This window comes from Bacillus paranthracis (genome assembly GCF_024296885.1).
Lineage (GTDB): Bacteria > Bacillota > Bacilli > Bacillales > Bacillaceae_G > Bacillus_A > Bacillus_A paranthracis.
On record NZ_CP101135.1, the window covers coordinates 627,756 to 641,381 of the forward strand.

Consider the following 13,626-nt stretch of genomic DNA (forward strand, 5'->3'; position numbering starts at 1 on the left):
AACATTGAAAAAATAAAAACAGCTGTTAGAAGGAAGGTATCAGATTATTTTGGTTATTATTGTATATATACGATATAATAGAAATGTAGAATAGTGAAATTTTCAAGCTTTCGTAGTGATGCCTTATAAACATCTAGAATCGACTTCATAAGAAAAGTATTTGGGCAGGGCGTTTCAAAAATATGTACAGTAATTCATTTATGAAAACGGATTCATAAATGTGTTGTACAGTTGGTTGTAAGGAGAGGGGAAACTATGGCAGAACAGACAGTCCGTGTAACCGTAGATGGTAAAGAATTTTCAGCATCAGGTGAAAAGACAATACTACAATTATTTAACGAGAGTAATTTGGAACATCCTCAAATTTGTCATGTACCAGAAGTAGATCCAATTCAAACTTGTGATACGTGTATTGTAGAAGTAGATGGGAAGTTAATGCGTGCTTGTTCAACGAAGCTCGAGAATGGTATGCATATTGAAAGACAGTCACAGCGTGCGAAAGAGGCGCAGACTGAGGCGATGGATCGAATATTAGAGAATCATTTATTGTATTGTACCGTATGTGATAACAATAACGGTAATTGTAAAGTTCATAATACAGTACATATGATGGGAATTGAAGAACAGAAATATCCGTATGAGCCGAAAGTAAGTGCTTGTGAAGTGGATATGTCACATCCGTTTTATCGGTATGATCCAAATCAATGTATTGCTTGTGGACAGTGTGTAGAAGTATGTCAAAACTTACAGGTTAACGAAACTATATCAATAGATTGGAGCCTAGATCGGCCACGTGTTATATGGGATCATGGTGTAAGCATCAATGACTCGTCTTGTGTAAGTTGCGGGCAGTGTGTAACGGTATGTCCATGTAATGCGTTAATGGAAAAATCAATGTTAGGTGAAGCTGGATTCATGACAGGATTAAAATCAGATGTGTTAGATCCGATGATTGATTTTGTAAAGGATGTAGAGCCTGGATATAGTAGTATTTTAGCAGTTTCAGAAGTAGAGGCTGCGATGCGTAAAACGAAAGTGAATAAAACAAAAACTGTTTGTACATTTTGTGGTGTCGGTTGTTCATTCGAAGTATGGACGAAAGATCGCCATATATTAAAAGTGCAACCTGTTTCAGATGCACCGGTTAATGGCATTTCCACATGTGTAAAAGGTAAATTTGGATGGGACTTTGTAAATAGTGAAGATCGAATTACGAAGCCATTAATTCGCCAAGGAGATATGTTTGTTGAAGCTACTTGGGAAGAAGCATTAGAAGTTGTGGCTTCTAACATGCAACATATTAAATCAGAATACGGCAGCGATGCATTTGGATTTATTTCTTCTTCGAAAGTAACGAATGAAGAAAATTATCTTATGCAAAAACTAGCTCGTCAAATATATGGAACAAATAATGTAGATAACTGCTCGCGTTATTGCCAATCTCCAGCAACTGATGGTTTATTTAAAACTGTCGGTATGGGCGGCGATGCTGGAACAGTGAAAGATATTGCGGAGGCAGGCCTTGTCATTATCGTTGGTGCGAATCCAACAGAAGGACATCCTGTACTCGCGACGCGTGTAAAACGTGCTCATAAATTACACGAGCAAAAACTGATTGTAGCAGATCTTCGTAAACATGAAATGGCAGAGCGTGCGGATTTATTTATTCATCCGTGCCAAGGTACAGATTACGTATGGCTTGCTGGTATTACGAAATATATTATTGATCAAGATTGGCATGATAAAAAGTTCATAGCTGAAAATGTGAAGAACTTTGATGAATATAGCACAATGTTAGAAAAGTATACGCTTGATTATACAGAAGAAATTACGGGAATTTCGAAAGAAAACCTGAAAGAAATGGCTCGTATGGTATATGAAGCAGATGGAACTTGTGTACTTTGGGGAATGGGTGTAACGCAAAATACAGGAGGAAGTACAACATCTGCTGCCATTTCAAATTTACTGCTTGTTACGGGGAACTATCGTCGTCCTGGTGCAGGTGCATATCCGTTACGAGGACATAATAACGTGCAAGGGGCTTGTGATATGGCGACATTACCAAACTGGCTTCCTGGTTATCAAGCAGTATCAGATGATACGCTGCGTGCTAAGTTTGAAAAAGCATATGGTACTACTATTCCGAAAGCACCAGGATTAAATAATATCGCAATGTTACTTGCGGCAGAAGAAGGAAAACTACGTGGTATGTATGTCATGGGTGAAGAAATGGCTTTAGTTGATTCAAATGCGAACCATGTGCAACATATTTTAGCGAATTTAGACTTCCTTGTTGTTCAAGATATGTTCTTATCAAAAACAGCTCGTTTTGCTGATGTTATTTTACCAGCGGCACCAAGCTTAGAAAAAGAAGGAACGTTTACGAATACAGAGCGACGTATTCAAAGATTATATGAAGTATTGAAACCGCTTGGCGATTCAAAACCAGATTGGTGGATTTTACAAAAAGTGGCTCGTGCACTCGGCGGGGATTGGAATTACGAAAGTCCAAGTGAAATTATGGACGAAATTGCATCGCTTGCACCGTTATACTCTCAAGCAACGTACGACCGTCTAGAAGGATGGAATAGTTTATGTTGGGGTAGTCATGATGGTAGCGATACACCGCTATTATATGTAGACGGATTTAACTTCCCAGATAAACTAGCTCGTTTATCATTAGATGAATGGGTACCACCAGTTGTAGCGCCAGATGAGTATGATTTACTTTTAAATAATGGACGTATGCTAGAACATTTCCATGAAGGGAATATGACGAATAAGTCGGCTGGTATTTTATCTAAAGTATCTGAAGTGTTCGTTGAAATTTCACCTGAACTTGCTATAGAGCGCAATGTGAAAGATGGTGGTCTTGTAGAATTAGCATCACCATTTGGCAAAATTAAAGTACAAGCGCTTATTACGGATCGTGTAACGGGGAAAGAGCTATACTTACCGATGCATGCAACAATAAATGAAGAAGCGATCAATATTTTAACTGGGACGGCAACAGACCTTTATACGTGTACACCGGCGTACAAACAAACGATGGTGAAAATGCGTGTATTACGTGAAAAAGGAAATCGTCCGTTACCATCTTCAAACCCGCGAGATAAAAAGCGTAATCCGCAAAATGGTGTTGAAATCGAGCAAAAATGGCAAAGAAAACAATACGTATCACTTGTGGACTAGGGGGCGGAGATAGTGGCGAAAGAAATTACTTTAATTAAAAAGAAAGTTGTAACAGAGGAAGAACAGAAACAGCAAGTAGCAGATGAACTTCTAAATGAGCTATCTAATAATCGTGAAGCAGTAGAAGAAACGATGCAGCTTTTAGCGCAGTTGCAGAAGGCTGGAATATTAGATGCGGCGATTAGTTTACTCGCTGCGAAGGAAGATGTTTCAAAAATCGCTGTGGAGCAATTAAATCGTGAACCAGTTAAAAATGCACTTAACAATATGATGGGTGCCGGGGAAGCACTATCCGCAGTTGACCCAGAAGTAACGAAGCAAATTACATCGAGCTTAGTCACTGGATTGCAATTTGCAACAGATGAATTAAATAGTGGTAAAAAAACAAAAGTGATGGATTTCTTTAAAGTGCTAAAAGATCCAGATATCAATAGAGCCATTACATTCGGTTTTAGCTTTTTGAAAGCATTTGGACAAGGGTTAGAGAAAAAATAGAGTAAGTGAAAAAGTGATGGGAAATAGCCATCACTTTTTTCATTATATGTATAAGAGTGTTCATGTTAAGCGGAATATATTATTATTAAAAAGATGGATTAGAACTGGAAATGTGGAATCCATCTCAAATATTGTTTTAGAATGTGGAGGAGTATATGCAACACCGTAAAAAACTATCTATACCAGGAGTAATGAGACATTCCTTTCAAACAGTTAAATTTGCTTTTTGGAATGTATTAACTTTTCAACTTGCTTATAAATTATTAGCAGCGATTGTGTTCGTTCCACTATTTGGAATCATTTTTAATAAGTTATTGTATTTTGGTGGTTATGCAAATGCAACGAATGATGAATTATTAGCGTTTTTAAAGACGCCTTATGGCATCTTGGCAATTGTAATTTTATCATTGTTAGCACTGTTTCTTATCTTTACGGAATTTGCGGTGCTTATTATTATTTCGTACTTCGCTCATAAAAGACAAAAGGTGAAATTACGTCCGATTTTATATAAAACCGTAACGTATTTACCTACTCTTTTCACATATTGCTTACCAGGATTTATTTTATATGCTGTCGTATTGTTACCTCTTTTAAATATGGGGTATGAAACGGCATTAATTCCGCAAATTCAAATTCCTAACTTTATTACAGGAGAACTGTTTAAGACAACGATGGGACAAGTTGGTTATTATACGTTCTTTGCTGTAGTTGCGTATTTGAACCTTCGTTGGATTTTTGTTCTACCTATTGTTGTTTTAGAGCAGAAGCCATTTCGCGTGGCAGCACGTAAAAGTGCAACGTTAGTAAAAGAAAGCTTTTTTAAAGTACTATTCTTTTTAGTCGGATTTTTTATTTCAATAGGAATTGTGTATGTCATATTTTTAGGAATATATTTATTGTGTCTATGGGGTGTTTATGAATTTACAAACCCGAAAGGGACATTTGCGTTATTAGCAGAATCAACGATTTCTGTATTCCTAACGAGTACATTGTATCTATTTAGTTTTATCGTAACACCATTTTATATTATGGCAATTACTCGATTGTATTTACAAAAGGTTCCGGTTGAGGACGTTTTATTAGAAGAAGGATTAGATTATTCGAAAACGAAAGCAGATAAATGTTTCTTCCAAAAACATCGTTGGAAATTTATTGGTGTATATATTGTAGGAATTATTACTGCCGGAATGGTCGTTGCCTTCATTGTAACGTTTATTTCAAATTCATATAAAGAACCAATTATTATGGCGCACCGCGGGTATATATCAAAAGGAGTAGAAAATACGAAAGAAGCCATTCAAGGTGCTATTGATGCAAAAGCAGACTACGCTGAAATTGATGTACTGCAAACAAAAGACGGTGAATTAGCAGTTATACATGACTTGAAGTTGAAGCGTCTTGCCAATGCAAATGTTCATGTTTCGGATTTAACGATGGACGAGTTAAGGCAGCTTACCCTTAGTCAAGATGGGTTTTCAGGACAAATAAGTACACTTGATGAAATCATTAAGCTGGCTAAGGGTAAAATCAAACTTAATATTGAAGTGAAGCTTCATGGTGGCGAAAAAGATTTTGTAAGTAAAGTATTAAAAACGATTAAAGATAATGAATTTGAGAAACAATGTGTCATTCAAACGTTACATTACCCGCTTATTAAAGAGTTTAAGCGTGCAAATCCAGATATAAAAGTTGGATATATACTGTATGCAAGTAGAGCCAATTTAAAGAATGTGAAAGCTGATTTTTATGTAGCGGAAGAATATATGTTAAATAAGAAATTAGTAAAAGAAGCAAGGAAGTTAAACAAGCCAATTTACGTATGGACGGTAAATGATATGGAAAGTTTAAAGGGATATTATAAGTTAAACGTAGATGGTATCATTACCGATTATCCTGAATCGGCACGTGAAACAATTAAGATGTTAAAAGAGCAAGAAGAGGAAGATAGTGATCTGTTTGATAAAATTACGGAAACAACAGATGATTTATTTTCCAAGTTATTTATAAGTTATCCAGCTGCTAGTTAAATGCTAGCAGCTGTTTTTTATGGAAAGAATATATCCCTAAAGTATTGTTTAAATTCACAACTGTATATGTATACGGCGTCATTGAGATTTCTTACATCGTTACATTATTGTCAAATAATAAATGATTACTACTTATTTTGAAGGAGTATAATAAAAATAGAGTGATAGATAATGAGATGGAACAAAGAGGTTAATAGAATCAATGTTCCATATATTTACACTATTCTAAATATATAAACTTTAAAAATATAGTATGTTAGCGTTTTCATAACTTTTAAGTTATGCTAGAATAAGGACATAAGTTATTAATTATTACAAAAAGAAAAAAGACTTTCTTTTTTCTGTTAATTATAAGGGGGCATTTCATTATGCGTATTGGGGTACCAGCAGAAATTAAAAACAACGAAAACCGTGTGGCAATGACACCAGCAGGTGTTGTACATTTAATTCGTAACAATCACGAAGTATTCATTCAAAAGGGTGCAGGTTTAGGATCTGGTTTCACAGATGCTCAGTATGTTGAAGCAGGAGCGAAAATTGTTGATACAGCTGAAGAAGCTTGGAACATGGAAATGGTTATGAAAGTTAAGGAACCAATTGAAAGCGAATACAAACACTTCAGCGAAGGTTTAATCTTATTCACATACTTACACTTAGCTCCAGAACCAGAATTAACAAAAGCATTAATCGAAAAGAAAGTTGTTTCTATTGCATATGAAACAGTACAATTAGAAAACCGTTCTTTACCATTACTTGCACCTATGAGTGAAGTAGCTGGTCGTATGGCTGCACAAATTGGTGCACAATTCCTTGAGAAGAACAAAGGCGGTAAAGGTATCTTACTTGCAGGTGTTCCAGGGGTTAAACGTGGTAAAGTAACAATCATCGGTGGTGGACAAGCTGGTACAAATGCTGCTAAAATTGCAGTTGGACTAGGTGCGGATGTAACAATCATCGACTTAAGTGCAGAACGTCTTCGTCAATTAGATGACATTTTCGGAAACCAAGTAAAAACTTTAATGTCTAATCCGTACAATATTGCAGAAGCTGTAAAAGAGTCTGATCTTGTAATCGGTGCAGTATTAATCCCAGGTGCAAAAGCACCAAAACTTGTAACAGAAGAAATGATTAAATCAATGGAACCAGGTTCTGTTGTTGTAGATATCGCGATTGACCAAGGTGGTATTTTCGAAACAACTGATCGTATTACAACTCATGATAACCCAACTTACGAAAAACACGGCGTTGTTCATTATGCAGTTGCAAACATGCCAGGTGCGGTTCCACGTACATCAACTCTTGCATTAACAAACGTAACAGTACCATATGCAGTACAAATTGCTAACAAAGGTTACAAAGAAGCTTGCCTAGGCAACTCTGCATTACTAAAAGGTATTAACACATTAGATGGCTATGTAACATTCGAAGCAGTTGCAGAAGCTCACGGTGTAGAATACAAAGGTGCTAAAGAATTACTAGAAGCAGAAACAGTATCTTGCTAATAAAAGCATTATACAAAACAAAATCGAACAATATATAAAACAACATGATAAGAGCTAAGAGATAATACCTCTTAGCTCTTCTTGGCAAAAGGGGGCATACATCGTGGCCAACCTATTTAAAAAGAAATCCGTTACGCAATTGTTAGGGGAAAGTAAAAGTAAAACTTTAACGAAAACGCTAGGGGCATTTGACCTAACAATGCTAGGGATTGGTGCGATAATCGGTACAGGAGTACTAGTATTAACAGGATTAGTAGCAGCAAGAGATGCTGGTCCAGCAGTTATTTTTTCATTCATGATTGCAGCGATTGTTTGTGGATTTGCAGCATTATGTTATGCAGAAGTTGCATCTACACTTCCGGTTTCAGGTAGTGTGTACACATATTCATATGCGACAATTGGTGAGTTTATTGCCCACCTAATGGGATGGACATTACTATCTGTATATGTCGTAACAACTGCCGCAGTAGCTGGTGGATGGACGGGTTATTTTAATAACTTAGTGAGTGGATTTGGATTAGAAATTCCAACAGAGCTGTTAAAGATTCCATCACAAGGTGGAATGGTGAATTTACCAGCAGTAGTCATTACATTAGTTTTAACTTGGTTACTATCAAGAGGTACGAAAGAAAGTAAGCGTGTGAATAACATAATGGTATTAATTAAAATTGGTATTGTTATTTTATTCATTGCAGTTGGTGCGTTTTACGTACAACCAGAAAACTGGACACCATTTGCACCATACGGCATTAGCGGAATCTTTGCCGGAGGAGCAGCAGTATTCTTCGCTTTCTTAGGATTTGATGCATTAGCAACTTCTGCTGAAGAAGTAAAAAATCCACAACGTGATTTACCGATTGGTATTATTGCTTCGTTAGTTATTTGTACAATTATTTATGTTGTAGTTTGTCTCGTTATGACAGGTATGGTTTCTTATAAAGAATTAGATGTACCAGAAGCTATGGCATATGTATTAGAAGTTGTAGGACAAGATAAAGTAGCTGGTGTAATCGCAGTTGGAGCTGTAATTGGTATTATGGCTGTAATCTTTGCTTACATTTATGCAACGACACGTGTATTCTTCGCGATGAGCCGTGATGGTTTATTACCAAAATCATTTGCGAAAATTAATAAGAAGACAGAAGCACCAGTATTCTCAACTTGGTTAACGGGTATTGGTAGTGCATTAATTGCTGGATTTATCGATTTAAAAGAATTGTCGAATTTAGCGAATATTGGAGCGTTGTTAACATTTGCGATGGTAGGTGTGTCAGTTATTATTCTTCGTAAAACACATCCGAACTTAAAACGTGGCTTTGTGGTACCACTTGTACCAACGCTACCGATTATTTCAATCGCATGTTGTCTATTCTTAATGTTTAACCTACCATTAACAACATGGATCTACTTCGGTATTTGGTTAGCAATTGGAGTAGTTGTATACTTTGTTTATTCGAAAAAACATAGTCATTTAAAAGACGATGGAAGTTCGCAGGATAATTTAGAACAAGCTAATTAAAAGCTTAATTAAAAGCTTAATTAAAAGCTTAATTAAAAGCTTAATTAAAAGGGATATAAGTATAGTAAGCCTTGTGCGTCTAGGGAGCGCGCAAGGCTTTTTCTTTTGTACAAAGTGTACATCTTTTTTTGTATGAGAATGTAATTGATGCGGAAAATATATGTAGATCTTTTTAAAATGTGAACGAAATGTTCAAAAAAATGTATTAGATTTCATTGACACATATGAGTAGGCGCTCATATAATAAAGGTATAAGATATATGAACAGTTGTTCATATGTTCAATTAAAGAGGTGAGCTATAATGGCTGAAAATAAAGTAGAAACACCGCAGGAAACTTGTTCTCAAACGGTAATTCATGAGGAAATCGTGGATCAAGTGAAGCAAACAATTCCGACTGATGAAAGTTTAAGTAAAGTAGCAGAATTATTTAAAGTATTAGGTGATCGTACACGTACGAGAATATTACATGCGTTATTTGAAGCTGAAATGTGTGTTTGTGATTTAGCGTATTTATTAGGAATGACACAATCATCTATTTCACATCAGCTTCGTGTATTAAAGCAAGCGAAACTTGTAAAGAATCGTAAAGAAGGAAAGGTCGTTTATTATTCGTTAGCTGACCAGCACGTAATTCATATCTTCGAGCAAGCGTTTGAACACGTAAACGAGGAAGAATAAAAAGAACGCGAGGAGGGAGAACGATGGCTGAAGCATTAGTGAAAAAGAAACTGATGTTAGAAGGTTTAGATTGTGCGAACTGTGCAATGAAAATCGAAAAAGGTGTTGGAAATATAGAAGGAGTAAATTCTTGCTCTGTAAATTTTGCAACAAAAACAATGGTTTTAGAGACAGAACAAAATAAAGAAAACGAAGTTGTTACAGAAGCAAAACAACTCGTTACAAAATTAGAACCGCACATTAAAGTGCAAGAAGAAAAAAGCACAAAAGTAGCAAAAGAAGTATTTATATTAGAAGGTTTAGATTGCGCAAATTGTGCGATGAAGATTGAAAATAAAGTGAAAGAAATGCCGACTGTTTCAACAGCAACTGTTGATTTCGTATCAAAGAAATTACGAGTTGAGGTAGCGAATAAAAGAGAATTAGAAGCGACTGTAGCCAATATAACAAATGTCGTTCAAAAGTTAGAACCAGATGTGAAAGTTCTTCGTGAAGAAAAGGGTGGTCATGACCATGGACATAGTCATGATCATGGTGAAGCAAATGTGAAAAAGATGGTAGGACGATTAGTGGTCGGCGGAATTTTGACAGCAATTGCTGCATTAGCTAGCTTACCACAAATGATCACAATTCCGTTATTCGTCCTTGCGTATGTATTAATCGGTGGAGATATTGTTTGGAGAGCGGTAAGAAACATAACTCGTGGCCAAGTATTTGATGAGAACTTCTTAATGGCAATTGCCACACTAGGAGCTTTCGCGATTCAACAATACCCAGAAGCGGTTGCAGTAATGTTATTCTATCAAGTAGGGGAACTATTCCAAAGTATTGCGGTAAACCGTTCTCGAAAATCAATTACTTCATTAATGGATATTCGTCCTGATTACGCGAATGTAAAGGTTGGTAATGAAACGAAACAAGTATCACCAGAAGATGTACAAATCGGCGATTATATTATCGTGAAACCTGGTGAGAAAGTACCATTAGACGGAAAAGTAGTTGAAGGAACATCAATGGTAGATACTTCAGCATTGACTGGTGAATCTGTACCACGTGAAGTTGAAGTTGGAAATGATGTACTAAGTGGTTTTGTGAACCAAAATGGTGTATTAACAATTGAGGTTACAAAAGAATTTGGTGAATCAACCGTATCAAAAATTTTAGATTTAGTTCAAAATGCAAGCAGTAAAAAAGCGCCAACAGAAAACTTTATTACGAAGTTCGCGCGTTACTACACTCCAGTTGTAGTAATTACAGCAGCGATCATGGCGTTTATTCCACCACTTATTTTAGAAGGAGCTACATTCTCTGATTGGATTTATAGAGCGTTAGTGTTCCTAGTAATCTCTTGTCCATGTGCGTTAGTTGTATCTATTCCTCTTGGATTCTTTGGAGGTATCGGTGGTGCATCTAAAAGTGGTGTGTTAGTAAAAGGAAGTAACTATTTAGAAGCTTTAAATGATGTGAAATATATTGTTTTTGATAAAACAGGCACATTAACAAAAGGTGTCTTCAAAGTTACAAAAATGGAACCGAGCGAAGGTATTACAAATGAAGAATTATTAGAGTATGCAGCATTTGCTGAAGTATATTCTAACCATCCAATTGCACAATCGATTCGAAATGCATATGGAAAATCAGTTGATGAAAAAATGATCGATGATTATAACGAAATTTCTGGTCACGGTACAGTCGTAAAAGTACAAGGAAAAGAAATTTTTGCAGGTAATGCTAAATTAATGAGAAAAGAGAACATTACATTTAAGCAACCAGAAACGGTAGGTACATTAGTTCACGTTGCTGTAGATGGAAAATATGCAGGTTATATTGTTATCTCTGATGAGGTAAAAGAAGATTCAAAACAAGCAATTCAAAAGTTAAAAGAACTAGGTATTAAGAAGACAGTCATGTTAACTGGTGATGCAAAATCAGTTGGTGAAGCTGTTGGTAAGGAATTAGGTTTAGATGAAGTTCACGCAGAACTATTACCGCAACAAAAAGTAGAAGAGATTGAAAAAATTGATGCAGCGAAGCATGGAAAAGAAAAAGTCGCTTTCGTTGGTGATGGTATTAATGATACACCGGTATTAGCGAGAGCCGATGTTGGTATTGCGATGGGTGGTTTAGGATCAGATGCAGCAATTGAAGCGGCAGATATTGTTATTATGACTGATGAGCCATCAAAAATTGCAACAGCTGTAAACATTGCAAAACGTACACGACGTATTGTGTGGCAAAATATTATCTTTGCATTAGGGGTAAAAGGATTAGTTTTACTACTTGGTGCTTTCGGTATTGCAACAATGTGGGAAGCTGTTTTCTCAGATGTTGGTGTGACACTACTGGCAGTGTTAAATGCAATGCGTGTACTACGAGTGAAAGATTTATAAAAAAAGAGGGCGCAACCTGCGTCCTCTTTTTTAGGTTATTCTGTTGAAATTGACTCAATAAAATAATAACAAATATTATTTTGTAAATAAATAACTTAATATTTAAATTTACAAATAAAAAATATTTGTCTTATTATTTTAATATATTTTCCACAAAGATACATATAGTATTGAAAAAAACAGAGAAGGAGAAGCTTCTCTGTTTTATTTTTGTATATTTTTTTCGACTTGTTCTCGAACAGTTTGAATGTAATTCATTTTATGATCCCAGCATTCTTGACTTAAATCGACAGGGTACTCTTCAGGATTTAAAGTTCGCATATACTCTTCCCAAAATAGAGAGAGGCTCTGTTCATTATATTTTTGAATATCTAATATACTTGGTAGTTCATATGTTCTTTCACCGTTAACGAAAATGTCTTTATGCAGTTCACGGGCTTCAAAGTTTGTTACGAATTTACTTATATATGTGTGAACTGGATGGAACATTTTTAAGCGCTCTTCTTTTCCTGGTTCTTCAGAATCTAAAGCAATATAATCGCCTTCAGCATGATCGTTCACTCGATTGATAATGCGATAAATTCGTTTTAGTCCTGGAGTAGTAATTTTTTCAGGGTTAGATGAAATTTTAATTGTATCATTTAACTTTCCATCAGTATCTTCAATCGCAACGAGTTTATAAACAGCCCCTAATGCTGGTTGCTCAAAGGACGTAATCAATTTTGTCCCAACGCCCCATACATCAATTTTTGCTCCTTGAGATTTTAAATGCATAATGGTGTATTCATCTAAATCGCTAGAAGCAATAATTTTTGTATTTGTAAACCCGGCTTCATCTAGTAGTTTTCTTGCCTTTTTAGATAAATAAGCCATATCACCACTATCAAGGCGAATGCCATAAAAATCGATACGATCCCCAAACTCTTTCGCGACGCGAATTGCATTTGGAACACCAGATTTTAATGTGTCATATGTATCAACGAGAAAGACGCATTTTTTATGTGTCTCAGCATATTTCTTAAACGCGACATATTCATCACGATATGCTTGAACGAAAGAGTGAGCGTGTGTGCCAGCTACAGGTATTCCGAAGCGTTTCCCAGCCCGTACGTTACTTGTAGATGAGAAACCACCAATAAAGGCAGCTCGTGTGCCCCAAAGGGCTGCATCGAACTCGTGGGCACGTCTTGTGCCGAACTCTAAAAGTTCATCGTTATTTGCAGCGTGCTTCATACGAGCTGCTTTTGTTGCAATTAATGTTTGGTAATTCACAATGTTTAACAGGGCAGTTTCAATAATTTGTGCTTCGCCAAGCGGTGCATCAACACGTAATAAAGGCTCGTTATTAAAGACAACTTCACCTTCTTGCATACTACGAACCGTACCAGTGAATTTCATGTTTTGTAAATAATGAAGGAATTCTTCTTCAAATTGCAATTCTGCTAAATAAGCGATATCGCTTTCGGTAAAGCTGAAGTTTTCTATGTACTCTACAATTTTTTCAAGACCGGCAAAAACAGCATAACCGTTCTCGAATGGAAGCTTTCGAAAGTATAAATCAAACACCGAGCGGCGATTGTGAATACCATCTTTCCAATATGTATAAGCCATATTAATTTGATATAAATCTGTATGTAAGGCATAGCTATCGTCTTTATAATAAGTCATCGCGAAAACACCTCCATAATTTGGTTATAGTATACCAATTTTTCACCGCTTGTAGCAAAGAATGGATATGAAGGTGTAGTCAAGAGGGAAAAAAATGAAATAATGCATATTTTTTAGAAAATTAACATTTATCAATTTATATTTCTCAAGATT

At 35.9% G+C, this 13,626-nt stretch carries 8 protein-coding genes; 7 read left to right on the forward strand and 1 reads right to left on the reverse strand.

The window, feature by feature from the left end:
* The first annotated feature begins 255 nt into the window (after positions 1-255).
* The 7 genes from fdhF to NLJ82_RS03205 all read left to right on the forward strand — a co-directional run bounded on the left by fdhF (position 256) and on the right by NLJ82_RS03205 (position 11,805).
* Complete coding sequence (fdhF, locus tag NLJ82_RS03175) at positions 256-3,192, forward strand: formate dehydrogenase subunit alpha (protein WP_000840642.1); 2,937 nt, start codon at positions 256-258, stop codon at positions 3,190-3,192.
* 12 nt (positions 3,193-3,204) lie between these two features.
* Positions 3,205-3,687 (forward strand): helical membrane plugin domain-containing protein, encoded by a 483-nt coding sequence (locus NLJ82_RS03180; RefSeq protein ID WP_001040525.1) that lies wholly within the window; start codon positions 3,205-3,207, stop codon positions 3,685-3,687.
* Between the two features lie 155 nt (positions 3,688-3,842).
* A complete protein-coding gene (locus NLJ82_RS03185) occupies positions 3,843-5,714 on the forward strand; it encodes a glycerophosphoryl diester phosphodiesterase membrane domain-containing protein (RefSeq protein WP_001164713.1) in 1,872 nt (623 codons plus the stop codon).
* 368 nt (positions 5,715-6,082) lie between these two features.
* A complete protein-coding gene (gene ald / locus NLJ82_RS03190) occupies positions 6,083-7,216 on the forward strand; it encodes an alanine dehydrogenase (protein ID WP_001219742.1) in 1,134 nt (377 codons plus the stop codon).
* Between the two features lie 103 nt (positions 7,217-7,319).
* A complete protein-coding gene (locus tag NLJ82_RS03195) occupies positions 7,320-8,735 on the forward strand; it encodes an amino acid permease (protein ID WP_001284880.1) in 1,416 nt (471 codons plus the stop codon).
* A gap of 302 nt (positions 8,736-9,037) precedes the next feature.
* Entirely contained in the window at positions 9,038-9,415 is a 378-nt protein-coding gene (locus NLJ82_RS03200; protein WP_000829678.1) for an ArsR/SmtB family transcription factor, read from the forward strand.
* Positions 9,416-9,438: 23 nt separating this feature from the next.
* Positions 9,439-11,805 carry a heavy metal translocating P-type ATPase gene (locus NLJ82_RS03205; protein WP_000796605.1) on the forward strand — a complete coding sequence of 789 codons (2,367 nt, stop codon included), beginning with the start codon at positions 9,439-9,441 and terminating at the stop codon, positions 11,803-11,805.
* Between the two features lie 204 nt (positions 11,806-12,009).
* On the opposite strand, the gene NLJ82_RS03210 is transcribed toward NLJ82_RS03205, so the two are convergent.
* Positions 12,010-13,473, reverse strand: coding sequence for a nicotinate phosphoribosyltransferase (locus NLJ82_RS03210; RefSeq protein ID WP_000222890.1), 1,464 nt, complete (start codon positions 13,471-13,473; stop codon positions 12,010-12,012).
* Positions 13,474-13,626: the final 153 nt, after the last annotated feature.

What these genes read in the sequence shown, in the direction of transcription:
- fdhF (WP_000840642.1), top strand. Translation starts at nt 256, where the DNA reads ATGGCAGAACAGACAGTCCGTGTAACCGTAGATGGTAAAGAATTTTCA.
- NLJ82_RS03185 (WP_001164713.1), top strand. Translation starts at nt 3,843, where the DNA reads ATGCAACACCGTAAAAAACTATCTATACCAGGAGTAATGAGACATTCC.
- ald (WP_001219742.1), top strand. Translation starts at nt 6,083, where the DNA reads ATGCGTATTGGGGTACCAGCAGAAATTAAAAACAACGAAAACCGTGTG.
- NLJ82_RS03200 (WP_000829678.1), top strand. Translation starts at nt 9,038, where the DNA reads ATGGCTGAAAATAAAGTAGAAACACCGCAGGAAACTTGTTCTCAAACG.
- NLJ82_RS03205 (WP_000796605.1), top strand. Translation starts at nt 9,439, where the DNA reads ATGGCTGAAGCATTAGTGAAAAAGAAACTGATGTTAGAAGGTTTAGAT.
- NLJ82_RS03210 (WP_000222890.1), bottom strand. Translation starts at nt 13,473, where the DNA reads ATGACTTATTATAAAGACGATAGCTATGCCTTACATACAGATTTATAT.